A 24,707-nucleotide genomic window follows, 5' to 3' on the forward strand; every position below is an offset into this window, starting at 1 on the left:
CCTATCACGGCACCGGCGCGATCATCCCGCACCGCCGCCGCGCAGGCCGCGCCCTGCTGCCCGCCCAAGAGTCCGACAACACCGCCCACCGCAAGGTCAGAGCACGCATCGAGCACGTCATCGGCCGCCTCAAAGACTGGAAAATCCTCCGCGACTGCCGCCTCAAACACGACGGCCTCTGGCACGCGATACGCGCCATCGCACACATGCACAACCTCGCAGCCACCACCTGAAACACATCCGGGACGCCTTGCAGCGCAAGACATCCCGGAGTTATGAAACATCTTTTAGCGCGGAAACCGCAAGAATAGCCAGCATGAATATGCGCTCCGGCCACCCGCTGCCCATGGAGATTCCCAGCACTCCGATCAAAGCAAAGACTAGGGGTGGCGAAGCGGTGATCATGTTCCATCCCCATGACCGCCAGACCTGATTCTTCATGATCCTCCGTTCGCCGGCTTGCCAGGTCGATCGCTGGCAAGCCGGCCGCCTGGGCTAGCAGCGTGCGGCCCCTCGCCGGATTTTCTGGCGAGGGGCCGCACGCCGTTCGTGCCACCCGGGTGTTCATGGCTGTCGTCGTCGGCCGTCCGTCCTTCGTCTGGGTCGAGCTCGGCGGCCAGGCCCGCCGGATGGTGACGTTCATCAGGCTCTCGGAGGTGAGCGGGAGACGGTAGGACCTGTTCGCGGCCAGCCTAGCTAGTGCAGTTCGTGGCGGTGCCGGATCGGTTGCCGATGGTGTCGACGGCTTCGATCTTGACGCAGGGCTGGTTCGTGTCGAAGGTGAGCTTGTCGTAGACGAGGTCGAGGAGGACGTTGCCGGAGGTGGAGATCCGGTAGTGGGACAGGGCGTTGCCTGGGGCTGGTTGTGACGGCTGCCAGGACACTCCGGTGCTGGTGGTGGTCAGCCCGGGCGGGGTCTGCACGGGGGCCGCGGGCAGGGTGCCGGTGGTGTTCCACGTGACGAACGGCCGGTGGTAGATCCCCTTGTTCGTGCTGTTCGGGCTGGTCTGGTGGGTGAAGCTCCAGGAGGTGTAGCCGGTGACGTCGTTGCGGATGGTTTCGACCACCGAGGCGATGTCGCCGATGGGCTTGGGCCAGCCGGTGGAGTTGTAGAACTCCAGGTCAGCCCAGAGGACGGTGGCGTCGGGCTTGCCCGTCACGCCTCGGCTGGCGTTCGCCTTGTCGATCGCGGCCCGGGTCGCCTGGTATTTCGTCTCCAGGTGCCGGCGTTCCTCCGCGGGCGTGAGCAGGATCGGTTTGCCCTTCTCGTCGATCACGTCGCCGGTGCCGTCCTGCAGGGCGACCACGTCGACCGTCGCTGCGGTCAGCGCGGGGACCCACAGGTCTCGCCACAGGTCCGGGCTGGGGAGGGCGTGGACGTTGTAGAACGGCGCGATCATCGTCCGCTGCGTCAGTGTCAGCGTCCGGGCCGTGCCGGTGAGGTCCTTGTAGTACTGGGTGAGCGCAGCCCTCGCCGTCCAGAACCACGCCCAGTGCGAGGAGATCTCCGACGACAGGTACCAGCCTCGGACCACGTCCTTGTAGGAGCCGTACTTCCTGTCGAGTTCGCCCATCACCGTCTGGGTGATCGCCTGGTTGGCTTTGGCCCGGGAGGCACCGGTCTTGTCGTCGTAGGTGAACCAGCTCTTGCCGTCGGTGTAGGTGCCCAGCCAGACCTTCATCCCGTACTTGCGGGCCTGGCGCAGCGTGAGAGCGACGACATCGACAGGCGTGCCGTCTGGCCCGGTGGCGCGGGTGACGTTAGCGATCCCTGCCGGGTAGTAGGCGGTGGTGGTGCCGGTCGCGTCGTTCTTCGTCAGCGCCGAGGACAAGACGAGTTCGGTGAGCCCGGCCTCCTGGAGGTAGCGGAACTCCGACTCCCACGTCTCGGGCTTCCAGCTGGCGGCCGCGGCGACGTCCACGATCGTCGAGCCGACCCTGACCGTCGCGGCCGCCGGCGCGGCACCCGCCGCCGTCGGCACAGCAGCGCCTATTAGTGAAAATCCGAGCAAAAACGACATCACTGTACGTGCACGGGTCATTGCCGAGTCCTCCGATTCCAGCCCCGGCTGACCGCCTGAGGCCCCGGGCGCGCGGTCCGGGCGATGCGACCTGACGCAGACCGCATCCGGCCACGATATCCCCCAGCTCAAGACCGCGCGGACGCTTTCGCCGATGTCATCGGGTTCGGAGCCGGATTCGGCATCGGCGGCGCGTTCATCGGGAAAATAGTCACCCAGGACATCGGCAAGGGTGCCGGGTGGGTACTCAAGGGACAGGGTTTCGCGTCCTGCACAACCATGACCGCCGGCCAGGCAAAGGCTCACTATTATGGGAGACCGTGCAGATGGGAACCAGAATCAGGTTTCTCTACCGGAAGAAAACCATGATCGCCGTATCGCTGTTCGCCGTGCTCTGCCTTGCCCTCGGCGGATTGATCATCCGGGAGAACCTCAGCCCCCTGGACCGTGCCGGCCTCGGGTTCGGGGTGGCCATCATCCTTCCGTCCCTGTACTTGCTGCTCAGAGTGGCGCGACTGGGAGTGGGCGTGTATCCCCGGGGGATCATCATCCGCAACTATCTGAGTTCCCCTCGCATACCTTGGGGCGACATTGAGACCTTCGGGCCTTCTGGTCAAACCGGCGTCCAGGAAGGACTGCGCGTTCAGCTCGTCTCTGGCCGCGTTCTCCGCTGCAGAGGTCTCACCCAGACCATCATCGAAGACCCGAGCAAGGTCGACACCTATGGGACCGCGCTGAATCGCTATCTCCATCTCGCCCGCGAGAACGACGGAATCCTCGACCACGGATCGCTGAAAGGATGAAACTCGCGACAGTCACCCGCCGAAACAGCGAACCTCGCCTGAGCTTGCCCCGGGCTGCCTGCCTGCAGGGAATCTTCCGCCGCCGAAGATACGGCTGCACGGTCAGGAATCCCGCTGCGACACCCAACCCGGACCTGGTGAACCGCCAGTTCAATGGCCGACCGCCCAGACCGGCTCTGGGCCCGCGACATCACCCAGCACCGCACGAAGGAGGGTTGGGTCTACTGCGCGGCCGTGTTGGATGCTTTCAGCCGCGGCGTCGCCGGATGGTCAATCGCCGATTTACCGAGGGGTGCTACGGGGTCGCGGCCTCGGCCGGGCGGATGGTCCCGTCATCGAAGCACACGCTCACCCTCCACCTCACGGCGCCGACGATGCTGGCTGTGACCTGCGGCGACGTGCCCGCGCCGTGCAGGGCGGCTACGCCGGGGCGTTCGTGCGGGCCTGGCCGGCGGTAGCCGCGTAGTTGCAGAGGGACGCCGTCGAGGTCGATGCGGGCGGGCAGCCGCTCCCACCAGGTGTCGGGGTGCAAGCGGTATTGGGCGTAGAGCCAGGTGAGCATCGGCTCGAACAGCGGGCACACCCAGATCCGGGTCTTGTTCAGGTCCGCTGCGGCCAGGCCCCCGAGAAGGAACAGCGCGCCCTCGCTGGTCTGCAGGTCAAGGACCCAGGTGTGCTCCGGCCCCCAGCCGCGGCCGGCGAGCAAGGGCCGGGACTCCTCAGGCAGCACCGACCGGTGGGCCCACTCGTCATGGGTATGCGGAGGCAGCCGGGCGCAGGATGCTGATTCTGCCCGGCGACACCACCACCTCCGTCGACGACCGCGACACCGCCGACCTGGCTGCACTCGCCGCGGCGCACGGGCTCGACGAGGTGCGCGTCGTACCGGCGGTCGGGTTCTGGGCGGGCGTGTACATCGACGGGCCAGTTCCGGACGCTGCGCGTCGCGTGGCGGCTGGGCGGGTGGTTCGTTTGTCTTACCCACCGGCAGCTTTGGCCGCGCGCAGCCGGGTCTCGATGCCCTCGGCAAGGCCGTGGATCTGGGTGGCTCGGGCCAGGGGGAGGGCCTGGTAGGCCAGGGCGTCGAAGTAGGGGCGCAACTCATCGCCCCAGCCCATGACGGCCCCGGAGAGTACCCAGCTGGGGCGGGGAAGGAAGATCTGCCGCATCAGGGAGATCCGCTCGGCCTCGGGGTGTTTCGTGGTGTAGGGCGGTGTACTGGGTTCCCAGAAGTCGGCATCCGCGTGGGGTACCGACCACTGGTCGGCGATGGCTTGTCCCAGGCATGTGGTGCCGGTGCCGCTGGCGCCTGTGATGTGCAGACGGCATGCTCGCACAGACCAGCCCCCCTCGGACCAGATAACAGGCACCATGCTCGGCTTCACTGTCAGGCGGTGCCGTTGACGGTCATCGGACGCCTGTCAGTGCCTGATCGCCTACGTCAGCAGCGCTACGGAGCAGAACAGCGAGCAGGCGTTCCTGGCTTCATTCGCCGGCTCGGCGGGAGAAGATTCTCACGCCTAGCAGGATCACGCACACCACGATGGCGGCGGTAATGATCGATGCGGCGATGTTCCGCGTTGACCCGGTCAGCTGCACGCTGACCGCGCCCAGCGCCACCGTCAGCATTGCCAGCCCGACGACAAGGCCTTGTACCGATCCGGACCTGCCCGACCGTCCGCTCATGCGTTCCATTGTCATGCCTCCTGCTCGGTGGACGTTGAAATTCGCTGAAAGTCATCCGGTGTTTCCTGGGCTGGCCGATCAGTAGCTCGGGCTGCTGGAGAAGATCTGGGAGTCGAACAGCGTCCGGTAGTGGCCTTCTGCTTCCATGAGTTCGCGGTGTGTGCCGCGTTCGGCGATGTGGCCGGCGTCCAGTACGAGGATCTGGTCTGCGTCGAGGACGGTGGTGAGCCGGTGGGCGATGACGATCCGGGTGCAGGATTGGCGGCTGAGGTATTCGGAGATCAGGGTTTCGTTCATGAGGTCAAGGGAACTGGTCGCTTCGTCCAGTACCAGGATCCGTGGTTTCTTGAGGATGGCGCGTGCGAGTGCGAGCCGCTGGCGCTGGCCGCCGGAGAAGTTGGCCCCGAGTTCTGACACGAGTGTCTGGTAGCCCATGGGCATGCGCGTGATCTCGTCGTGGATCTGGGCTGCCTGGGCTGCTGCGGCGACGTCGTCGTCCGTGGCGTCCCGGTCCATTTTGATGTTGTCGAGCACGCTCCTGTTTTCCAGGGCGATCTCCTGCGGTACGTATCCGATCTGGTCGTAGAGAGACGAGCGATGGTAGGCCTGCAGCGGGACGCCGTCCAGGAGCAGCGAGCCGGACGTAGGCTCGTACAAGCCGGTGAGGATCTTGCCGAGTGTGCTCTTCCCGCAGCCTGAGGTGCCGACGACGGCAATTTTCTGCCCTGGTGTCACGTCGAAGCTGATGTTGCTGAGCACGTCGGGGCTGTCTTTCGTGTACGAGAAGCTCAGGGAGCGGACTGTGACGGCGCCCGCGAGGGGGGCGCGGACGCCGTCTTCGCGTTCTGGTAGCGGTTCGGCCTGGACGATGTCGTCGAGGCGTTCCAGGTAGGACTCGGCCAGAAGGAACTGGGTGTAGGAGCCGAAGATGGACGACGCGAGCCCGAAGAACGTCGCGGCCACGCCCTGGAACGCCACAACGGTGCCGATCGACGTTGATCCGGATCGGACCAGGTACAGGCCGTAGAACAGGATCAGGACTGGGCCTGCTGTCTGGATCACTGTCACGATCGCGCTGATGCGGCCCTGGAGCAGGCTGCGCCGGGACAACCGCGACAGGCTCCGGTCGAAGGTGCGCTGCCAGCGCTGGAAGAAATGGTCTTCGGTACCCGACAGCTTCAGGGCTGCGATGGACACGATCGCCTCAAGCTGCATTGACTGCGATTTGCTGAGCTCGGTGAGCTCGTTGTGGATAGCCTCGGCGACCGCCCGCCGGTGGGCCAGGAGCACGCCGCAGATCGCAAGGAACAACACCAGCACCAGGACCGACAGCTGCGGGGAGGTGACAGCCATGTACACGGCAAGGCACAGCAGCATCCCGATGTCGAGAATCCCGCCGACGAGCTGGCTGGACAGCAAATCCCGGATCGCGTTGACACTGCTCAGCCGGTAGATCAGCTCGCCGGGTGGCCGGAGGCTGAAGTAACGGTAGGGCAGGCGCAGGAGATGCTGGAAAGTGCTGCCCATGAGCTCGCGGCCCACGCGGACCGTGAGGTGGGTGACGACTTGCACCCGGGCGAGATTCAGCACGTAGTAGACCAGCGCCCCGCCTGCCAGCGCGAGGAAGAACAGGAATCCGATACCTGTGGCTCCGGGGCGCAGCTGGCTGTCGAGGGCGCGGGCGGTGAGGATCGGGGTTCCGATGGTCACCAGGTACAGCAGAAGGGAGACCAGTACGATGGCCGCGATCCACGGCTTGGAGCGGGCCAGCGGTGCCAGGAAGTACCGCCACGGACTGCGGCGCGGCGCGGTGGACCTGTCGATGTCGGCAGTGGGTTCGATGTCTAGCGCGATTCGGGAGAACGAACGGGTGAACTCCTCCGGGGCGAGCTTGCGGCGCCCGACCGCAGGGTCGTTGAGCAGCACCTCCCGGTTAGTGATCTTCTCCACCACCACGTAGTGGTAGTTCTCCCAGAAGGCGATGAAGGGACGCCCGAGGCGGCGGAGCCCGGCGAGATTGGCCCGGTAGAGACGGGTCTGGAATCCTCGCTCACGGAACACCCCGGCGATGGCGTCGAGGCTGGCGCCGTCACGGCCGACATCGAGCTTGTCTCGCAACGCGAAGCTGGTCTCTTTCACACCGTGGTACGCCAGCAGCATCTGGGTGCACGACAGCCCGCATTCCGTCTGGGTGAGCTGGAGGAATTGCGGCACCCGGCGGCGGGTCAGCACGGCTCGCCCTGCAGGGACAGCAGGAGCGCCGACGGCGTGCCTGCTGGTGCGAGGAGCGCGTGGCCGACCCCGGTCAGCCCGAGCATGAAGGTGGTCAGGCCGGCGCTGTGTGCGAGCCCGCCGCGGTACCCGTGCACCCGCACGTCCCGCAGGGTGCGCATAAGCCTCTCGTGCGCCCGATGTGCCCCGTCCTCGTCGCCGATCAGCCGGCAGGCGTCTGCGAGGGCCCTTGCGTCACCGGCTTCGCCGTGGCACAAGCTGAGATCGCCGTCGGCGCGCAGAGGAGCGCTCAGCGCAGCCTCGATGGGGGCGTGCAGCAGCGTACGCGCGTCCTCCGTGCTGGCACCGAGGTCGGACAGGATGCGGGCGGTGGCCTGGATGGCACCGGTCGAGCCCCAGCACCAGTTCTGATCGGCGGCGAACAGCTGCCCTGCAACGAGCAGCCGGTGCAGCTGGTCCTCGGCCTGGCCCAGCAGTCCGCTGTCGCCCAGCGCGGCGCCGGCCCGGCTGAGCGCGAGCAAAGGTCCGAGTTGGCCATGGGCGAGGTGCACAGCAGGCAGCTCGCCGGCTCGCTCCAGGAGCACGCTGGCCACCTTGCTCAGCAGCGGGCTGGCCGGTCCATCAGGATCGTCTATGGTCAGGTTGGCCAGCAGCACGGTCAGCCCTGCGAGCCCGCCGACATAATCAGTGACCTCGGCCGTGGCGAAGTCGATCTCGCCGAGCCTGGACAGGTATTCATCCCGAGCGGCGAGAAGTTTTCCGGAACCGGGCAGACGGCCCAGCCGCGACAGCAGATAGATCGGTGAACCAGCTCCGGAGAAGACCGACACGTCCGCCTTGGCTGGATCAAGGGCGGGCCAGCGGGCTGGGTCGGGGATGCCGGCCCGGGCAAGCTTGGCGTATTTCGCCTCCCCGGTCACTGCGGCCAGCTCGGCGAGGAACAGCAGCATGCCGCCGCCCTCGTACACCGTGAAGTTGGGCAGATCCAGGACGAGGTTGTCCGCATCGGCGAGCAGGGGTGTGATCCAGCCGCATTCGGTCCGCTCGGCGTTCCACAATGCACTGTCGTACAGGAAGTCCCCGATTCTGCGGGCGGCGGCGATCGCGTCTGAGGGTTCCAGAAGCTCCGCGAGGCACGACGACCGTGTGTCGCGATCCGCTGCAGCCCAGCTGTCGGTGACAGTGGTCAGCAGCGACATGCCGATCAGGTATTCGTTTTCGGCAGTCGGTGCGCCGATGACCCGGGCCATCCTCGAGCCGGCCTGTTGACGGAGTGCCGCGGGGTAGACAGCAGGTAGTTCGGCTGCCTGGTTTGCGGTGAGCCCGCTCCCGCCGAAGTCCGAGGTGAAGTACGGCACGTCGCCTGCGATCATCGCAGCCACCTCATGCCCGTGGACCCAGCTGGCGTTCTCCTCTGACAGCCCGGCCCAGTAGCCGAGCTTGCCGAACAGTGTCGCGCGGGCCTGAGGATCGGAAAGGTAGGCCGGGTGGGTCGCTGCCTCGAGGAACCTGCCGTACACCGCGGTGGGACGCAGGACCTGGCGGACTGGCAGGCCGGCCCAATACTCGTCGTGGATCAGGCCCATGACCTCCCGCTTGCGATGGCGCAGCGCCGACACCCCCGCCCGGAAACCCGCACGGATATCGTCGCCGTACCTGACCGGATCGACCGCCGTTCCCCGCAGGGTGGCCAGGTTCGCACCCGCCGGGATGGCCGCACTTTTCTTCTCGAAGCGCAGCTCGTCGGTGCCGGCCCCGACGAGCTGATAGTTAGGCCATTTCTCCGAGGACTGGGATGTGCGGTTACCCAGGCCGGAGATGTCCACGTCGAACACCGCGAGGGCTGTCTTAGCTGGCATCAGCATCGTGTTCAGCACACTCGCTGACACCCGGTCGAAGAACACCTCGTGCAAGGTGCGCGGGCTGGCTTCAGGCGGGATGCGCTGCACGAGTGTTTCCAAGTCGATGAACATCGGCTCAGGCCCCGCCGCTATTCCACTGCTGAAGCTGGGCACGCACCTCAGCAGCCTCCTCGCCAGCACGAAACGCTTCATGATCATCGGGCCGGACCAGCCAGTCAAGGGCGGCAGGATCACTCAGCCGCTCGATCAGCACAGCCTCCACATAGGCATCCAGCCGCTCCACCCTGATCGACGTGCACCTGCCAGCTTTACAGTTGTACTGCATATAGCCGCCCGCGCCACCGTCAGACGCCTTCCGGCCACCCCTGCCAATTCCCAGCGGGGCTCCGCAAACGCACACAGCGAGATACGACAGCAGGTACTTAGCCCTGCAGTCACGCGATGTCCGGCGCCGGGGATCCTTGAGCCTGCGGACCGCGGCTTCATGCAGCCCGTCGGACACCAGCGCCGGCCACACGCCCCGCCGCGCTTTCTGCCCCCTCAGCACCCGCCAGCCTGCATACGTGGGGTTCAACGCCAGCAGGCGGATATGCCGGGCAGTCCATAGCCCATCCCGGAACCCCAGAACCCCGGCATGGTTGAGTGCCCGCATCAGCCGGTGACACGAATCGCCCCCAGCGATCCGCTTGATCACATACGCGGCAACCATCGCCTTCGAATAGGTGAACCGCTGTCCATCCGCGCTCACTGCCCAGCGAGGCTCAAGATCCGGCTGCTGGGCAACGAACTCCCGAGTATGCGGATCATAGAGCCGCACATACCCATACGGCGCCGGGCCGCCGTGCGGCAGGCCCGCCCGGGCCGCCTTCGTGATCCCCTTACGTACCCGGGCGCTCAGCAGGTCCACCTCACGCTCGGCGAGCACGATGTCCAGCGCGGTGCGGAAACGGTCGTCGTAGTTGTCGAGATCGAACAGCGTGCCGTTGTAAAACCAGCGCACCCCCAGCTCCCGCGAGGTCTTACGCAGCTCCGCGTACAGCGCCAGATCCCGGGTCGAGCGTGAGGCTTCCCAGTAGGCGACGATGTCGCACTCACCCCGCCGTATCCGCCCGACCATCGCCTCAAACTCCGGACGCTCCTTCGTTGCGTACGGGCTCGCGGAGAGGTTGTTGTCCATGAAGATCGCCCGGACGTACCAGCCCCTCCGGGCAGCATCGGCGAACTGATCCTCGATCTGGCTCTCAACGCTACGGCCGTACCCCTGCACGCGATCATCTTTAGATGCACGGGCATACAGGAACGCAACAGGCTGCCCGCTGCCGCATGGCGGCTGGCTGCTGACAAGGCGGTCTGCGAGTTCACGAAGCCCTCGCGCAAGGTCGATGCGGGCCGGGTTCGTCATCGTTGCTCCTCCGTCCTCAGAGATCAATCATGGCGGCTGCTGTCGATCGCTGCCGCTAAGCGACTGGCTCAATGGAGATGGTCCGGGTTCGATTCCCGGGCAGGGGCTTTCCACTGGCGCCTGATGGCCGGTTCGATTCCCCGTGGACACCCCATGCGAGCGCGCCGACGATGGAGCGCCGGGCCTGGCTGTAACCCAGGTGCATTGCTGAGCAGGTTCGAATCCTGTCGCTCGCACGCACGCCCTTGTAGCTCAGCGGAGAGAGCAGGCGCTTCCGAGGCGTCAGGCCGCCCGTTCGAATCGGGCCTTGGGCACCGCCTTCGGGCAGGCTTCGAATGCCGTTCGCTGTGAGTTTCTTGATATGGGAGAACATGGGCGCTGTTACTGCGGGTCGGTCCCGCTGAGTGCAGGGTTGTTGCCTCGCCCGGCTTTGCGCGGTGCCGATGGCCGGTTACCGTCGTGGGGACTCTGACCCGCCGGACGATTGCTGGAGCATGCGCCCCTTCCGGATCGACGTACCCGAGCAGGTGCTCGCTGACCTGCGGGAGCGCCTGTCGCGTTCCCGGTTCACCACTGCCACGGACAGCACACGGTGGAAGGCCGGGGCTGACCCGTCGGACCTGCGTGCGCTGGTGGAGTACTGGGCTGGTGGCTTCGACTGGCGCGGGGTGGAAGCGAGGCTGAACGAGTATCCGCAGTATGTGGCGGAGATCGAGGGCCAGCGGGTCCACTTCGTGCACCTGAGGTCACCGCGGCCTGGTGCGCTTCCGCTGGTCCTCACGCATGGCTGGCCGAGCTGTTTCGCCGAGATGCTGGCCTTGGCGGGCCGGCTGGTGGCTGACTTCGACGTGGTCGTGCCGTCGCTGCCGGGTTTCGCGTTTTCTGAGGCGCCGCGCGGGCCTTTCACCGGGCGCGCGGTCGCCGGGACGTGGCAGCATCTGATGACGACGACTCTCGGGTATGAGCGTTACGGCGCGTTCGGCGGGGACATCGGCGGCAGCGTCACGCAGTGGCTCGGTGCCCTGTATCCGGCGAGCGTGGCCGGCATCCACATGACTTCCGGCAGCCTCACCTCTGGCGTCGACCCTGCGGTGCTGGATGCGGCCGGACTGGCCTATCTGGACGCCCAGGGGGCTTATGACGCCCAGGACGGCGGTTACAGCGAGATCATGCGAACCCGTCCGGACACCATCGCCGCCGCGCTGGCCGATTCACCGGCGGGGCTGCTGGCCTGGATCGCGGACAAGTACCGTGACTGGAGCGACTGCGGCGGGGACCTCGCGAGCCGGTGGGGTGCGGATGACCTCCTCACGGTTGCCACCATCTACTGGGCCACGGGCACTATCGGCACGTCGTTCCGCGCCTACTACGACCATCCGCACTCCGGGCCGCGCCCGCCGATCACTGTGCCGACCGGAATCACACTCAGCCACGAACCCCTCATGGAAGGCTTCCCGGAAAGCCTGGCCCGCCGCGCGTTCCCTGGCCTGAGCCACTTCACCCGGCCCGCCAGCGGCGGCCACTTCATGGCCCACGAGGAGCCGGACTATCTGGCAGGGCAACTCCGCACCTTCTTCGGCCCGCTGACCTGAACCAGCAACCGCCGGCGCGGCGAACCCGCCACGACGAGGACTGCGCTGGCGCAGTCCTCGCAGTCTTTGGCTGGTAGGCGAAAAAGGACTGTCCGGATTGGCCGGTCCGTCCGGCAGATCCTCGTGGCCGGAGCCTGGTGAGCGTGCAGATAGAGCACATGCCATTGCGGGCGGGCGCCGGACTTCGTTAGTACGGGTGTTCGCTGATCAGGCCGGAGCGGGGAAGGGATCACGCCGTGACAGGTACCGGACAGGCAAGCGGGCTGGATGTGGAGACCACAAGGGAGGTTCTGGCTGATCTCCTGGCGGAGCGTTACGCGCAGCACGCGATCTGGGGAGACCAGTCGCGGCTGCCCGACGGTACCGGAGGGGAGGCCCGTGCCGCGCGCGCTGATCGGGCCCGGGCGGACTGCCAGGCGGCCGGGGACGGGCTCACGTTCCGGCACCTGGTGGAAGAGGAGATCTGCGAGGCGTACGCGGAGACCGAACCCGAGGCGTTGTGCGGGGAGCTGCGGCAGGCGGGTGCGCTGATCGTGCAGTGGATGGCCGCGATCCGCCGGCGCGCTGCAGTAGGCGGCCCGGCTGCGGGGACGGGAGCGCACCAGTGACCACCTCACACGAGCGCACGGTCCTGCCGCCCAGCGAGCCCGCCAGCACCAGCGAGGCCGGTGAGCAGGATTCGCACGATCTGCTGATCGAGTTCGAGGCCGACAACCACTGGCACAAGTTCACTGCCGACATGGTCGACACCCGCTTCGTTACCGTCCTCGCCCGGCTGCCGAAATTGATGCGCCTGGCGTTCGGGATGGCGTGGAAGGCGTCGCGGTCGAACACCATCGCCACCGTTGTCCTGCAGATCGCGTCCGGGCTGTTCACCGCGTTCGGGCTTCTGGCCACGCAGAACGTGCTGACGCACCTGTTCGCCAGCGGCCTCACCAAAGACAAAGTCACCGCCGCACTCCCGTCACTGCTGCTGGTGATGGCCGCCGCTGTCGCCAGGGGAACGCTGTCCACGGCGGCTGGCTACGCCCAGGCCCGGCTCAAGCCCCGGGTCCGCAACGCCGCCGAGCACCACCTGCTGTCGGTGACGAGCAATGTGCAGCTGTCGGCGTACGACACCGATTCCTACGCTGACGCCCTCGACCGTGCCCGTAACCGGGGCCTGCACGCCGTCGAGGAACTCGTCAACGCCAGCATCGACCTGATCACCAACACCGCCCGGTTCCTCGCTGTCGCAGTGACACTCCTGGCGATTCACCCGCTGCTGCTCCCGGTGCTGATCCTTGCCGCGCTCCCCGAAGGATGGGGCGCCGTCCGCGCCGCACGAGCCGAATACGAGGCGTCGAACCGGTGGCTGGCCCGGGCGCGCTGGTCATGGACGCTCGGCCACCAGCTCGCCTACCGCCGCCACGCCCCCGAGGTCCGCGCTTACAACCTGCGTGGCTACCTCCTCGGAAGGTTCAAGCGACTCCTCGACCAGATTGAGGCCACCGAACTGCAGGTCGCCCGCGAGCAGACGGTTGCCCGCATCATCGGCGGCAGCCTCGCGGGCATCGGCACAGCGGGCGTCTACGCCCTTCTCGCCGTCCTCCTCATCGGAGGGCGATTGCCGCTCGCCGCAGCCGTCACCGCTGTCTTCGCGCTGCAGACCGGTGGCAGTGCGCTGCGGAACCTGATCTACAACGTCAACACAACTTTCGAGTCCGGGCTGTATGTCGGCGACATCCAGAACACTGAGCAGACCACCCTCGCCCGCCAGGAACGCACCGGCAGGACCACCCCCGCGGCACCTGCCGAGATCCGCCTGGAGAACATCTCCCTCACCTACGAAGGTGCTGGCAAACCGGCCCTGGAAGACGTCACCCTGACGATCACACGCGGGCAGACCCTCGCGCTGGTCGGAGAGAACGGCTCCGGCAAGTCCACGCTCGCCAAAATCATCGGCGCGCTCTACGAACCGACCGCAGGCGTGATGCTGTGGGACGGTGCCGACACCCAGCAGATGGCCCCCGAAGCGATGCGGGAGCACATCGCCACCGTCAGCCAGGACTTCGCCCGCTGGCCGTTCACCGCCCGCGAAACCATCCGCATCGGTGCCGAAACGCGCCCAGCGACCCAGGCTGACATCGAGAGTTCCGCCCGGGCGGCCGAAGCCCACGACATGATTCTCGGCCTTCCCGACGGTTACACCACTCTCCTCGACACCGCGTTCAAAGGCGGCCATGACCCTTCCCAGGGCCAGTGGCAGCGCCTCGCCGCAGCTCGTGGATTCCACCGCGACGCGCCTGTCGTCATCTGTGACGAACCATCAGCGGCCCTCGACCCCCGTGCCGAGCACGCCCTCTTCCAGTACCTGCGCAAAGGCACAGCTGAACGGATCACCGTCCTGATCACACACCGGCTCGCCAACGTCCGCGACGCCGACCAGATCATCGTGCTCGGCCACGGGCGGATCATCGAACACGGCGACCACGAGCAGCTGATGGCCAAGGGCGGCGTGTACGCGGAACTCTTCCAGCTCCAGGCGGCCGGATACCTGACTGCGCGGAACTGAGGCAGTGCCCGCAGACTCGTCCGGCACTGAGCCAGCCAGGGAACACCGGCCGGACAGGACGGGCGCTTCTGCGGGCTCCGGTGGAGAAGGCGCGGGCCCGGTGGGTCCAGGGCTACGGAACGCCGAGGATCCAGTTGCCGGGGGCGTCGGGGTCGTTCGAGCGGTAGAACTCCTCGGCCATGGTCATCAGGTCCTCGGCCGTGATCTTGCCGTCGCCGTCCCGGTCGACCCTGCGCAGGGTTTCGGTGATGGCGCCGGGCCCGATGCCGTTGCCGCGTAGCCAGGCCGAGAACTCGTCGGCGCTGAGTATGCCGTCGCGGTCCAGGTCGAAGCCTGTGAGTACCGCGTTCACGGTCGGGAGGATGACCCAGTCGAAGCCGCTGCCGGAGTCCAGGCTGGCCACGCAGGCGGCGACGAAATCGTCCCGGGCGACGCGGTCGTCTGTGCTGGTGCCGGTGGCCGCGCACAGCCGATGCCAGCCATCCCGGTAGACCTCGCTGATCTCGGCGGCGCGCGCCGGGTCCTCGGCCGAGCCGCTGGCGGCGATCATCCGGCGGCCGAGGGACCCGAAGTCCGACTCTTGGACGTAGCCGTCGCCGTCCAGGTCCAGCAGCCGGAACCGCCGGGTGTACTTCTGCCGCTGAAAATCGGTAGACATAGGGGCAAATCTAGCCGAGCTGGGTGGTCGAGAGGGGCAGATTCGAAGGCCTGCCCCTCCCAATGGGCAGCGCCCGGCCGGGACACCCGGCCGGGCGCTGCTCGTGCTCACACCCGGTCGGCGGCGATCAGCAGGTACTGGAAGCTGCCGTTCTTGTACGCCTCGAGGAACGCGTCCTCGATCCCGGTGACCAGCGAGGGCACCTTCGCCCGCATCTCCCAGTACGGGATCGTGTCGGCCGTCAGGTCCACGACCTCGATCGGGACCAGCCGGTTGGCGGCCATCTCGCGGAAGTAGAAGCTGCGCGGGTGGATGTCGCAGATGTAGTGCGCGTTGATCTGGCTGACGGCGCGCGACGGCAGGCCGTACGCGTCGTTGTAGCAGCCGGTGATCGTGACGTAGCGCCCGCCCCGGCGCAGCTGCCGGGCGTGCTCGGCGAACAGCAGGCCGAGCTCGACGTACATGGTGCTCTCGTTGTTCCAGATGGCCTGGTAGGCGCCCGTCTCGAAGCCGGTGTCGAGCATGTTCTTCAGGTGGAACTGCACCTTGTCGGACACGCCGCGCTTGGCGGCCTGCTTGTTGGCGAAGTCAACCTGCGTATCCGAGATCGAGATCCCGTCGACGTAGCAGCCGTGTACCAGGTTCGTCAGGATGCTGGAGCCGCCGCGCCCGCAGCCGGCGTCGAGGACCCGGTCTTCGGGGCTGATCTGGCCGAGGTGCTTCAGGAGGAACTCCGCCTGGGCCGACTCGAGCCGGTGCAGCTCGGCGATGACACGCTCCTCCCGGCCCTCCTCCGGTCCCTCGAGCACCGACCAGTCGGGGTCGCCGATCCCGTAGTGGTGGTGGTAGAGCCCGTCCACGTCGCCGAGGCGCAGGTTGACGGGGTTCTTCTCGGCGTTCCAGTAGTCGGCGACGGAGCGCTGGTAGTGGCTCGTCGCGGGGCGTGCAGAGGACATCAGTTTCTCCTTAGTGGGGGGTGTCACTGCTGGTAGCGCGGGCTGGTGCTGTGCCATTCGAAACCGCCGCCCATCCAGTCGCGGGCGCCGCGCAGGAAGCGGTGCAGTTCCGGGCACGGCTCGTCGGCGAGGTCGCGGCAGCTGGCCTCGAAATCGCGGACGAACTGGTTGTGGAGCTCGACGCAGGCGACGATGGCGTCGTCGAGCGGGCAGCCGCGGTCGGCGGCGATCAGGAGAGCCAGGTTGCTGTCGGGCAGCTCGTCGGCGGCTTCCCTGGCCAGGGAGTGCAGGTCGTTGACGATGACGGAGGCCGTGCCTGCCCGCATCAGCGCGTGGTGGAACCGCCGGTCGGCGAACAGGTCGGGCGGCAGCTCGTACCCGCCCACGATGTCGATCAGCGTCATCGACGTGTAGAAGCTGTCGTGCTGGCGTGCGCCGAGGTACCGCCACGCGCTGGGCAGCCGGCCGGAGCGCCGCCACGCGACGTACGCGTTCCAGCTCACGTACATCTGCGACGTGATGTTGCAGACGCGCATCACCTGTGCCCGGCTGGCGCGCCCGGTCAGGTACTCGGTGGCCGAGCGCAGCGCCATGAGCACCGGGCTGGACGTGATGGCCCGTTCCAGCGGCGCGGTGTGCTCACCGGCTGGCGGCGGCGGGTCCATCGCCGACATGACGAGCGCGAGCTGGCCCGGTGTCTCGTCGGGGTTGGCGCCCAGCGAGGTCTCGTCGGCGAAGTAGTCGTCGCTGGCCCACCAGCCGGCGTTGAGCATGGCAGAGATGAGGATCATGTCGGGGTCGTCGGAGTCGGGGTGGGCGAGGGTAGCCAGCCGCCCGAACCCCGTGTCGCGGAACTTGTCGATCCGGTCGGGGTAGATGCCGGTCTCCTCGGCCCAGACCACGAGGCGCTTGTTCACTTCCTCGGCGAGGGCGTCGTCGACGCGGGGTGTCGGCGGGCAGTACAGCGGCGGGAACCGGCCGTCTCCCCAGGGACGATCGATGTAGTCGGGCACTCTGTTCTCTCTCCAGTGTGGTCAGTGCATGGGTGGCAGGGTGAAGACGAGGTCTTCCTCGCCGGAGGAAACGGGCTCCACAGTGGTGAATCCCTGGCTGGCCAGCCAGGCCAGCACGTCGGTGACCAGTACCTCGGGGGCCGAGGCGCCGGAGGAGACGCCGACAGTGTCCACGCCGTCCAGCCAGCCGGGGACGATGTCGGCGGCCGCGTCGATCAGGTACGCCTGCCGGGCGCCGGCCGCCTGTGCGACCTCGACCAGCCGGACGGAGTTCGACGAGTTCGGTGAGCCGATCACGAGCAGGAGGTCGCAGTCGGGGGCGATGAGCTTGACGGCGCGCTGCCGGTTCTGGCTGGCGTAGCAGATGTCGTCGCTCGGCGGGTCGGCCAGGTGCGGGGCCCTCGCGCGGAGCCGGGCGGCCGTCTCGGCCACGTCGTCCACGGCCAGCGTGGTCTGCGAGAGCCACACGAGCTGCTCGTCGCCGCCGATCGGCAGGGAAGCCAGATCGGTGTGCTCGTCCACGAGCCGCACGGCGTCCGGCGCCTCACCGAGCACGCCCTCGACTTCCTCATGGCCGGCGTGGCCGATCAGCAGAACCTGAAAACCCTCCTTCGTGTACCGGCGCACCTCCGCGTGCACCTTCGCGACCAGCGGGCACGTGGCGTCGATCGTGTTCAGCCCTCGACCGGCGGCCTCGGTGCGGACGGCTGGCGACACTCCGTGGGCGGAATAGACGACGATCGCGCCCTCCGGTACCGCGTCGAGTTCTTCGACGAAGACCGCGCCGCGCGCACTGAGATCGGCGACCACGTGGGTGTTGTGGACGATCTGCTTGCGCACGTAGACGGGCGGGCCGTACCGGGCGAGCGCCGCCTCGACGGTGCCGATCGCCCGGTCCACCCCCGCGCAGAACCCTCGGGGCGCCGCGAGCAGCACCTTCTTCGGTTTGGACACGATGCTCCTCACAGCTCGCGGCGGGTCGTGGTGGTGATCAGGCCGTCCAGGACCGCACGGGCCACGGGGTCAGCTGGTGCCCCGGCGAGCGCGTCGCGTGCGGCCTGGGCCCGTTCCTCGATGAGCTTCTCGACCTCGTCGCGGGCCCCGGACTCGGTGATGATCTGGCGCAGGCGGGCCGCGCCAGCCTCGGTGAGCTGCGGGTCACCGAACAGGGCCTCGATCTCCGGTACTTGCCGTGGCCGGGCGTTGAGCCTGGTCAGGGCGATCAGCACTGTCGGCTTGCCCTCGCGGAGATCGTCGATGTTGGGCTTCCCGGTCACCGCCGGGTCGCCGAACACGCCGAGTACGTCATCGCGGAGCTGGAACGCCTCACCGAGCGGCAGCCCGACCGCGTCCAGCGCGGCGACCACCTTGTCGCCGGCCCCGGCCATCGCGGCGCCCATCCGCAGCGGGCCGCGCACGGTGTAGGAGGCCGTCTTGTAGCGGATGACGCGCATGGCGCCTTCCAGCGTCCCGCCGGCGGCCTGTTCGTGCAGGTCCAGAAACTGCCCGCCCAGGACCTCCGTGCGCATCGAGGTCAGATGGGGGTACCCGGCGGCGATCCGCGCAGCGCCCAGCCCGCAGGACCGGTACATCTCGTCGGACCACGCCAGGAGCTGTGCGCCGCAGAGGATCGCCGTGCTGACCCCGAATCCGGCCGCGTTCCCGAGCCAGCCGTGCCGCCTGTGGATGGATTCGAGGGTGCGGTGCAGGGCTGGGCGGCCACGCCGTTCGTCGGAGCCGTCGATGATGTCGTCGTGCGCGATCAGGGAGGCGTGCAGCAGTTCCAGCGAGGCTGCGGCAGTCGTGATCGCCTGGCAGTCCTCGCGGCCGGCGGCACGCCAGCCCCAGTAGCAGAAGGCCGGCCGGATGCGCTTTCCCGGTGCGAGCACGTACTCGCGGAGTTCGCTGGAGACCAGCCGGCTGGACTGCCCGGGCCACAACGGCGTGACCCGGTCGAGGAAGGTGGCGAGTTCGGCGTCGATCCTGCTCCGCAGCTGTACGGGGTCAGCGGTGCCTGTGAGGGTCATGACGTCTCCTCCTCGGCTGTCAGGCGCAGCGCCTCTTCGATGAGCCGTTCGACGATCTGGGACTCCGGTACGGTCGCCACGACCTGGCCCCGGACGAAGATCTGGCCTTTGCCGTTGCCGGAGGCCACCCCGATGTCGGCCTCGCGGGCCTCGCCGGGCCCGTTGACGACGCAGCCCATGACGGCGACGCGGATCGGGTACGGGAACTCGTCGAAGGCCGCGGCCACCCGCTCGGTCAGCGACAGCACGTCGACCTGTGCCCGGCCGCACGAGGGGCACGAGACGATCTCCAGCCCCGGCGCGCGCAGCCCGAGTGAGGTGAGGATGTGCTGGCCTGCCTTGACTTCCTCGACCGGGTTGGCGGTGAGGGACACCCGGATGGTGTCGCCGATGCCCTCGCTGAGCAGCTGCGTGAACGCGACGGCCGACTTGACGCTGCCCTGGAGCAGCGGCCCGGCCTCGGTGACGCCGAGGTGCAGCGGGTAGTCACACCGGGCGGCGAGCAGCCGGTACGCGGAAACCATGATCTGCGGATCGTGGTGCTTGACCGAGATCTTGAGGTCGGTGAAGCCGTGCACCTCGAAGAGCGAGCACTCCCACAGCGCCGACTCCACAAGCGCCTCCGGGGTCGCGCGGCCGTACCGGGCCAGCAGCCGCGCGTCGAGCGAACCGGCGTTCACCCCGATCCGGATCGGCACCCCGGCGGCCCCGGCGGCCCGCGCGATCTCGCCGACCCGGTCGTCGAACTTCTTGATGTTGCCCGGGTTGACCCGCACGGCGGCACAGCCGGCGTCGATCGCGGCGAACACGTACTTCGGCTGGAAATGGATGTCGGCGATCACCGGGATCTGGGACTGGCGGGCGATGCGGGACAGCGCGTCCGCGTCGTCCTGCGACGGCACCGCCACCCGGACGAGCTGGCAGCCCGCCGCCGTCAGCGCGGCGATCTGCTGGAGCGTGGCATCCACATCGGCCGTGAGCGTCGTGGTCATGGACTGCACCGAAACCGGTGCCCCGCCGCCGACCAGCACGGCGTTGCGGCCGGAGCCGATGGTGAGCTGCCGGGTGTGCCGGCGCGGCGGGAGCACGCTCTGCCGGGCCTGCGGCATCCCGAGTGCCACGGTTGTCATGCGATCCTCCCGCTGGGCACAATCTCGCCGGCCGGGCTGGCCAGGACGAGCCGGCTGATCGTGGTCGCGATGCCGTGCGCGTCGAGCCCGCACTGGCGAAGGATGTCGGGCCGTTCGCCGTGCGCCAGGAACTGGGCGGGCAACCCGAGGTTGTGTACCGGCGTCCGCACGCCGGCGGCCATGCACGCCTGCGCGATCGCGGAGCCGGCACCGCCGGACACCACGCCGTCCTCGGCGGTGACCACGAGCTGGTGCCGGTCGGCCAGGTGCACCACGGTCGGGTGGACCGGCAGGATCCACCGCGGGTCGACCACGGTCACGCCGATGCCCTCGGTACTGAGCTGGGACGCGGCCTCGACAGCCGCCTCGGCGGTCACGCCGGTCGCGACGAGCAGCACGTCCAGCGGCAGCCTGCCGCCACGGTGCAGGATGTCGATGCCGTCCATCCTGGCCACCGCCGGGAGGTCGGCTCCCGCCGTCGCCTTGGGGAAGCGGATCACGGTCGGGGCCGAGGACTCGCCGACCGCCTCGCGGAGCAGTTCCCGCAGGCGGGCGGGGTCACGCGGGGCCGCCATCCGCAGGCCGGGCACCATCGCCAGCATGCTCGTGTCCCACATCCCGTGGTGCGAGGGGCCGTCGGGTCCGGTGACGCCGGCCCGGTCGAGCACGAAGGTGACGCCGAGGCCGTGCAGCGCGACATCCATGAGTACCTGGTCGAAGGCCCGGTTCAGGAACGTCGCGTACACGCAGACCACAGGGTGCAGCCCGCCCATCGCCAGCCCGGCCGCCGAGCACACCGCGTGCTGCTCGGCGATTCCCACGTCGAAGACCCGCTCCGGGTACCGGGTGGCGAACTTCTTCAGCCCGACCGGCTGGAGCATCGCCGCCGTCAGGCACACCACGCCGGGCACGTCCGCGCCGACCTCCGCGATCTCGTCGGCGAAGACGTGTGTCCACGATGGACGGCCAGGTGCGTCCGGCTGGCCGGTGACCGGGTCGATGACCCCGCAGGCGTGCATCCTGTCGGCGTCGTCGGCTTCGGCGTGCCGGTACCCGTGCCCCTTGGCCGTGACAGCGTGTACGACCACTGGCCGCCACATCGCGGCTGCCTCGCGCAGCGCTTCCTCCAGCTCCGCGACGTCGTGGCCGTCGACCGGGCCGACGTAGGCGAAGCCGAGTTCCTCGAAGTACGCCCGGTGCCCGTCAGCCGACCGGAGCCCGCTCAGGTGCCTGGCCAGGCCGCCGATGGTCGGGTCGTAGGAACGGCCGTTGTCGTTGAGGACGACGATCACGGGCCGGTCAGGGGCTCCGCCGAGGTTGTTCAGCCCTTCCCAGGCCAGGCCGCCCGTCATGGCGCCGTCACCGATGACGGCGACGACCCGCCGGGCCGGCTCGTCCGGGCCGGTCGTGAGCTGGACGGCCTTGGCGATGCCGTCGGCGTAGGACAGCGCCGTCGAGGCGTGGGAGTTCTCCACCCAGTCGTGACCGGACTCGGCCCGCGACGGGTAGCCGGCGATGCCGCCGGCCTGCCTGAGCCCGGCGAACTCCCCGGCGCGCCCAGTAAGGATCTTGTGGACGTAGCTCTGGTGGCCGGTGTCGAACACCAGGGCGTCCCGAGGTGAGTCGAAGACCCGGTGCAGGGCGATGGTCAGCTCCACCACCCCGAGATTCGCGCCCAGGTGCCCGCCTGTCCGGCACACCTTCGCGACGAGGAACTCACGGATGCGCTCCGCCAGCCCCGGCAGGTCACCTGCCGGGAACTCGCGCACCGCCGCCGGGCCGGTCAGAGCCTCCAGCGGTACGAGCGAGGCCCTGGCGGGTGCGGATTCCTCCTCGCCGTCGACGTTCTGAAGGGCGGCACCCCGATATCCGGGCACGGGTCATCACCTGCTCACTGCGTGGGTACTTGCTTCTGGGGACTGGCGAATGCCACATCCCATTGACATGCGTTTCGGGGTTGGCCGGTAGGGGTAAGACGTACCGGAGGTGTCTCACATCTCCCGCTGTCGCGTGCCCGGGACCGGCCAGCGGAACGGGGATTGACATGGGGCTATGCCGGCTGGATCCTTCAAGTGCGTGGCCGGTGGAACACCACACTCGAACCGGAACAGGGGGCAGCGTGCGAACCGGGCGCCAACCCAACGAACGTCTGCGGAGACTGCTGACCGAGGCCGGATGGGCAGGACAGGATCTGGCCACGGCCGTCAACACCGCAGCCGCCGAGAGCGGGCTCTCGCTGACCTACGACCGCAAGTCCGTCTCCCACTGGCTGTCGGGCATGCGGCCACGCGCTCCCGTGCCCGCTCTCGTCGTGGAGGCGCTGTCGCGCCGGCTCCAGCGGCCGGTGAGCCTCGCGGAGGCTGGGCTCTCCGCGCAGCCAGCGCCCGCTGCCGTCGCCGATGCCCAGCCCGGCCGGCCGCAGCAGCTCGACTGGGACGAGTCCGATGTGGTGATCTTCCGGGGCCAGCAGCCGGTGACCAGGAGGAAGCGTGCCACTGACCTGTCCTCTGTGTACAGTGTCGCCGCGCTCGCCGTGCCCGGCTGGCCACAGGCCCAGGCGCTGGTCAGGTCGGCGCCGGCCGAATGGTTCGACGAGGCCGGCCGGGTCGGTACCCCGCACGCCGAGGCGGCGGAGGCCCTGCTCGAACTGTTCCACCACAGCGACATCCGGTCGGGCGGTGGCCTGGCCCGCCGGGCGTTGTCCGCGTACCTCGCCGCCGACCTGCTGCCCCGGCTCCGGGCGCCGATGCAGGGCCGGCTGCGGCACCGGGTACTGCGCGTGGCGACCCGGCTGACATACCTGTGCGCGTTCATGTGCTTCGACGACGAGCAGCACGGGCTGGCCCAGCGGTACTACCGGGCGGCGCTGCGGTTCGCGGCGGAGAACGACGACCCGGGCAGCTACGCGATCACGATGCGCGGCATGTCGGTACAGGCCCGCCTGCTCGGGCACTACGCCGAGGCCGTCGAGCTGGGCGAGGCCGCGATCAACGCCAACCGGTACGGTGAGCCCTCCCGGATGGCGTTCATCCAGGGCCAGCTCGCCGTCGCGCACGCGGCAGCCCAGGAACGCGGGCCGGCCCTGTCGTGCCTGTCGGCGGCCCAGCGGTCGCTTGACCGGTCCACATCGGGCGCTCCGGTGGGGGCGTACCACCTGGCGTCCCTCGCGCACCAGCAGGCGGCGGTACAGGCGATCCTGGGTGACCGCAGGCGGGCCATCGCCGCGCTGGCCGAGTCGATCCGCCACCGGCCGGCCGCGGAGCGCAGGTCCCGGGCGATCCTCCTGGCCCGCCTCGCGGAACTCCAGCTCCAGCACGGTCACCTTGAGGAGGCTGTGGCCAGCTGGAACGACTTCCTGGACCTGTACCCGAGCCTGCGCTCCGGCCGGGTGCTCTCCGCCCTCAAAGCGCTGCGTGCCCGCATCAGGTCGTACCCGACCCACCCTGCGGCCCGGATACTGCTGCGCCGCGCGACCGGCCTGGCGTGACGGTGGTGATGGTCAGTACGTGCGCTCGATGAGCTCGCGGGCGGCGGAGCGCGCCGCCCGGTCGGCGGCCATGACGTCGGCCAGCTCGTGTGGCTCCTCGTCCGGGTAGTCCATGAGAACACCGGCGATGGTCTCGGTGATCGCCGTGAACGGGATCCGGCCGGCGAGGAACGCCGCGACGGCGATCTCGTTGGCGGCGTTGAAGACCGCCGGTGCCGTACCGCCCCGCTCGCCGGCCAGGCGGGCCAGCCCGATCGCGGGGAAGGTCTCGTGGTCGACCGGCTCGAAGTGCCAGGCCCGTGACCGGGACCAGTCGAAGCCGGGCGCGGCGCCGGCCAGCCGGTCCGGCCAGGACAGTCCCAGGGCGATGGGCAGGCGCATGTCCGGCGGCGAGGCCTGGGCGATGGCCGAGCCATCGGTGAACTCGACCATGGAGTGCACGGCGGACTCGGGATGGATCACCACGTCGATGTCGTGGATGTCCACGCCGAACAGCAGGTGTGCCTCCAGGATCTCCAGGCCCTTGTTGACCAGGGTCGCGGAGTTCACCGTGACGAGCGGCCCCATCGTCCATGTCGGATGCTTCAGTGCCTGGGCCGGCGTGACGGAGGCCAGGCTGGCCGGTGACCAGCCCCGGAACGGGCCGCCGCTGGCGGTCAGGATCAGCCGCCGTACCTCCGACGGCCGCCCCGACCGCAGGCACTGCGCGAGCGCCGAGTGCTCGGAGTCCACCGGCGTGATCTGGCCCGGCTCGGCCAGCGCCGACACCAGGGGGCCGCCGATGATCAGGGATTCCTTGTTGGCCAGTGCGAGCCGCCGTCCCGCTCGCAGGGCCGCGATGGTCGCAGGCAGTCCAGCGGCGCCCTCGATGCCGTTGAGCACGACGTCCGCTGGCCAGGCCGCTGCGGTTCGCACGGCTTCTTCCCCGGTCAGTACCTCCGGCATCGGGCGGCTGCGGGGGCCTGCCGCTTCGGCGTAGGCCGCGCTGAAGGCGCTCAGGGCCGTCGCGTCGGCGAGCGCCACGAACTCGACCTCCCAGTCGAGTGCCTGCTGGGCCAGCAGGTCCGGCCGGCTGCCGCCAGCGGCGAGGGCCACGACCCGCATGCCGCCGGCCCTGGCGACCTGGAGTCCCTGGGTGCCGATCGATCCGGTCGAGCCGAGGACCGACAAACGTGTCTCAGGCATCTGCCCACCCCTTCCGATCTGCGCATCTGCGCACGCCGTCCGGCCTCCACGAGACCACCGCCGGGCCGGGGGGCTGCATCGGCCGTGAGGGTTCCTCGT

The 24,707-nt window shown here is 68.6% G+C and carries 22 protein-coding genes and 2 tRNA genes; 9 read left to right on the plus strand and 15 right to left on the minus strand.

The annotated features are described in order from the left end of the window. The coding region (locus A3G1_RS0112120; RefSeq protein ID WP_018349739.1) for a transposase family protein at positions 1-233 on the plus strand (233 nt) is incomplete at its 5' end. 270 nt (positions 234-503) lie between these two features. Continuing rightward, entirely contained in the window at positions 504-674 is a 171-nt protein-coding gene (locus A3G1_RS40500) for a hypothetical protein (protein WP_157641082.1), read from the plus strand. A gap of 18 nt (positions 675-692) precedes the next feature. Here the strand turns inward: A3G1_RS40500 and A3G1_RS0112130 are convergent, their stop codons facing one another. After that, positions 693-1,982 (minus strand): DUF4434 domain-containing protein, encoded by a 1,290-nt coding sequence (locus tag A3G1_RS0112130; protein WP_018349741.1) that lies wholly within the window; start codon positions 1,980-1,982, stop codon positions 693-695. A 359-nt stretch (positions 1,983-2,341) separates the two neighbouring features. Here A3G1_RS0112130 and A3G1_RS0112135 point away from each other — a divergent pair, with 359 nt between their 5' ends. Then, entirely contained in the window at positions 2,342-2,824 is a 483-nt protein-coding gene (locus A3G1_RS0112135; RefSeq protein ID WP_157641084.1) for a hypothetical protein, read from the plus strand. 295 nt (positions 2,825-3,119) lie between these two features. Here the strand turns inward: A3G1_RS0112135 and A3G1_RS0112140 are convergent, their stop codons facing one another. The 6 genes from A3G1_RS0112140 to A3G1_RS0112165 all read right to left on the minus strand — a co-directional run bounded on the left by A3G1_RS0112140 (position 3,120) and on the right by A3G1_RS0112165 (position 10,006). Next, positions 3,120-3,530 carry a hypothetical protein gene (locus A3G1_RS0112140; protein ID WP_018349743.1) on the minus strand — a complete coding sequence of 137 codons (411 nt, stop codon included), beginning with the start codon at positions 3,528-3,530 and terminating at the stop codon, positions 3,120-3,122. A 271-nt stretch (positions 3,531-3,801) separates the two neighbouring features. Further along, positions 3,802-4,161 (minus strand): P-loop NTPase family protein, encoded by a 360-nt coding sequence (locus A3G1_RS34500; protein WP_169437568.1) that lies wholly within the window; start codon positions 4,159-4,161, stop codon positions 3,802-3,804. Between the two features lie 148 nt (positions 4,162-4,309). Then, positions 4,310-4,525: a hypothetical protein gene (locus A3G1_RS40505; protein ID WP_157641085.1), complete on the minus strand. Its 216-nt coding sequence runs from the start codon at positions 4,523-4,525 to the stop codon at positions 4,310-4,312. A 63-nt stretch (positions 4,526-4,588) separates the two neighbouring features. Then, positions 4,589-6,742 carry a peptidase domain-containing ABC transporter gene (locus A3G1_RS34505; protein WP_018349746.1) on the minus strand — a complete coding sequence of 718 codons (2,154 nt, stop codon included), beginning with the start codon at positions 6,740-6,742 and terminating at the stop codon, positions 4,589-4,591. After that, positions 6,736-8,802, minus strand: coding sequence for a type 2 lanthipeptide synthetase LanM (gene lanM, locus A3G1_RS0112160; protein ID WP_083936888.1), 2,067 nt, complete (start codon positions 8,800-8,802; stop codon positions 6,736-6,738). The genes A3G1_RS34505 and lanM overlap by 7 nt, the downstream gene beginning before the upstream one ends. After that, a complete protein-coding gene (locus tag A3G1_RS0112165; protein ID WP_083936889.1) occupies positions 8,720-10,006 on the minus strand; it encodes a recombinase family protein in 1,287 nt (428 codons plus the stop codon). Before A3G1_RS0112165 ends, lanM begins: the two co-directional genes overlap by 83 nt. A 155-nt stretch (positions 10,007-10,161) precedes the next feature. Between A3G1_RS0112165 and A3G1_RS40510 the strand changes: the two genes are divergently transcribed. The 5 genes from A3G1_RS40510 (at position 10,162) to A3G1_RS0112185 (ending at position 14,152) form a co-directional block, all read left to right on the plus strand. Beyond that, positions 10,162-10,242, plus strand: a tRNA-Tyr gene (locus A3G1_RS40510). Positions 10,243-10,247: 5 nt separating this feature from the next. After that, positions 10,248-10,320: transfer RNA gene (locus A3G1_RS0112170), tRNA-Arg, on the plus strand. A 180-nt stretch (positions 10,321-10,500) separates the two neighbouring features. Continuing rightward, positions 10,501-11,598, plus strand: coding sequence for an epoxide hydrolase family protein (locus A3G1_RS0112175; protein WP_018349749.1), 1,098 nt, complete (start codon positions 10,501-10,503; stop codon positions 11,596-11,598). A gap of 236 nt (positions 11,599-11,834) precedes the next feature. Next, on the plus strand, positions 11,835-12,206 hold the full coding sequence (locus A3G1_RS34510) for a hypothetical protein (RefSeq protein WP_157641086.1): 372 nt from the start codon (positions 11,835-11,837) through the stop codon (positions 12,204-12,206). Then, positions 12,203-14,152, plus strand: coding sequence for an ABC transporter ATP-binding protein (locus A3G1_RS0112185; RefSeq protein ID WP_018349751.1), 1,950 nt, complete (start codon positions 12,203-12,205; stop codon positions 14,150-14,152). The genes A3G1_RS34510 and A3G1_RS0112185 overlap by 4 nt, the downstream gene beginning before the upstream one ends. Before the next feature lie 112 nt (positions 14,153-14,264). Here A3G1_RS0112185 and A3G1_RS38465 read toward each other — a convergent pair whose 3' ends face one another. The 7 genes from A3G1_RS38465 to A3G1_RS0112220 form a co-directional block, all read right to left on the minus strand. Then, positions 14,265-14,810 (minus strand): EF-hand domain-containing protein, encoded by a 546-nt coding sequence (locus tag A3G1_RS38465; protein WP_018349752.1) that lies wholly within the window; start codon positions 14,808-14,810, stop codon positions 14,265-14,267. Between the two features lie 107 nt (positions 14,811-14,917). Further along, positions 14,918-15,766: a geranyl diphosphate 2-C-methyltransferase gene (locus tag A3G1_RS0112195; protein ID WP_018349753.1), complete on the minus strand. Its 849-nt coding sequence runs from the start codon at positions 15,764-15,766 to the stop codon at positions 14,918-14,920. Positions 15,767-15,789: 23 nt separating this feature from the next. Continuing rightward, positions 15,790-16,779 carry a family 2 encapsulin nanocompartment cargo protein terpene cyclase gene (locus A3G1_RS0112200; protein ID WP_018349754.1) on the minus strand — a complete coding sequence of 330 codons (990 nt, stop codon included), beginning with the start codon at positions 16,777-16,779 and terminating at the stop codon, positions 15,790-15,792. 21 nt (positions 16,780-16,800) lie between these two features. Further along, the gene (locus A3G1_RS0112205; RefSeq protein WP_211216293.1) at positions 16,801-17,733 is read right to left on the minus strand and encodes a 4-hydroxy-3-methylbut-2-enyl diphosphate reductase; all 933 of its coding nucleotides are present in this window, start codon (positions 17,731-17,733) and stop codon (positions 16,801-16,803) included. A gap of 8 nt (positions 17,734-17,741) precedes the next feature. Further along, positions 17,742-18,806, minus strand: a complete 1,065-nt coding sequence (locus A3G1_RS0112210; RefSeq protein ID WP_018349756.1) for a polyprenyl synthetase family protein — start codon at positions 18,804-18,806, stop codon at positions 17,742-17,744. Further along, positions 18,803-19,936, minus strand: a complete 1,134-nt coding sequence (gene ispG, locus A3G1_RS0112215; protein WP_018349757.1) for a flavodoxin-dependent (E)-4-hydroxy-3-methylbut-2-enyl-diphosphate synthase — start codon at positions 19,934-19,936, stop codon at positions 18,803-18,805. Before ispG ends, A3G1_RS0112210 begins: the two co-directional genes overlap by 4 nt. Next, complete coding sequence (locus A3G1_RS0112220; protein ID WP_211216295.1) at positions 19,933-21,732, minus strand: 1-deoxy-D-xylulose-5-phosphate synthase; 1,800 nt, start codon at positions 21,730-21,732, stop codon at positions 19,933-19,935. The genes ispG and A3G1_RS0112220 overlap by 4 nt, the downstream gene beginning before the upstream one ends. A gap of 323 nt (positions 21,733-22,055) precedes the next feature. Between A3G1_RS0112220 and A3G1_RS0112225 the strand changes: the two genes are divergently transcribed. Beyond that, on the plus strand, positions 22,056-23,423 hold the full coding sequence (locus A3G1_RS0112225) for an NsdA family TPR-like regulatory protein (RefSeq protein ID WP_018349759.1): 1,368 nt from the start codon (positions 22,056-22,058) through the stop codon (positions 23,421-23,423). Positions 23,424-23,435: 12 nt separating this feature from the next. On the opposite strand, the gene dxr is transcribed toward A3G1_RS0112225, so the two are convergent. Beyond that, positions 23,436-24,608 (minus strand): 1-deoxy-D-xylulose-5-phosphate reductoisomerase, encoded by a 1,173-nt coding sequence (dxr, locus tag A3G1_RS0112230; RefSeq protein WP_040478219.1) that lies wholly within the window; start codon positions 24,606-24,608, stop codon positions 23,436-23,438. Positions 24,609-24,707: the final 99 nt, after the last annotated feature.

It is taken from the genome of Longispora albida DSM 44784 (assembly GCF_000379825.1).
In the GTDB taxonomy this organism is placed as follows: Bacteria; Actinomycetota; Actinomycetes; order Mycobacteriales; family Micromonosporaceae; genus Longispora; species Longispora albida.

Excerpts from the sequence above, each read along its gene's own strand:
- A3G1_RS40505 (WP_157641085.1), bottom strand. The coding sequence starts at position 4,525 with ATGACAATGGAACGCATGAGCGGACGGTCGGGCAGGTCCGGATCGGTA.
- lanM (WP_083936888.1), bottom strand. The coding sequence starts at position 8,802 with ATGATCATGAAGCGTTTCGTGCTGGCGAGGAGGCTGCTGAGGTGCGTG.
- A3G1_RS0112165 (WP_083936889.1), bottom strand. The coding sequence starts at position 10,006 with ATGACGAACCCGGCCCGCATCGACCTTGCGCGAGGGCTTCGTGAACTC.
- A3G1_RS0112175 (WP_018349749.1), top strand. The coding sequence starts at position 10,501 with ATGCGCCCCTTCCGGATCGACGTACCCGAGCAGGTGCTCGCTGACCTG.
- A3G1_RS38465 (WP_018349752.1), bottom strand. The coding sequence starts at position 14,810 with ATGTCTACCGATTTTCAGCGGCAGAAGTACACCCGGCGGTTCCGGCTG.
- A3G1_RS0112195 (WP_018349753.1), bottom strand. The coding sequence starts at position 15,766 with ATGTCCTCTGCACGCCCCGCGACGAGCCACTACCAGCGCTCCGTCGCC.
- A3G1_RS0112210 (WP_018349756.1), bottom strand. The coding sequence starts at position 18,806 with ATGACCCTCACAGGCACCGCTGACCCCGTACAGCTGCGGAGCAGGATC.
- ispG (WP_018349757.1), bottom strand. The coding sequence starts at position 19,936 with ATGACAACCGTGGCACTCGGGATGCCGCAGGCCCGGCAGAGCGTGCTC.
- dxr (WP_040478219.1), bottom strand. The coding sequence starts at position 24,608 with ATGCCTGAGACACGTTTGTCGGTCCTCGGCTCGACCGGATCGATCGGC.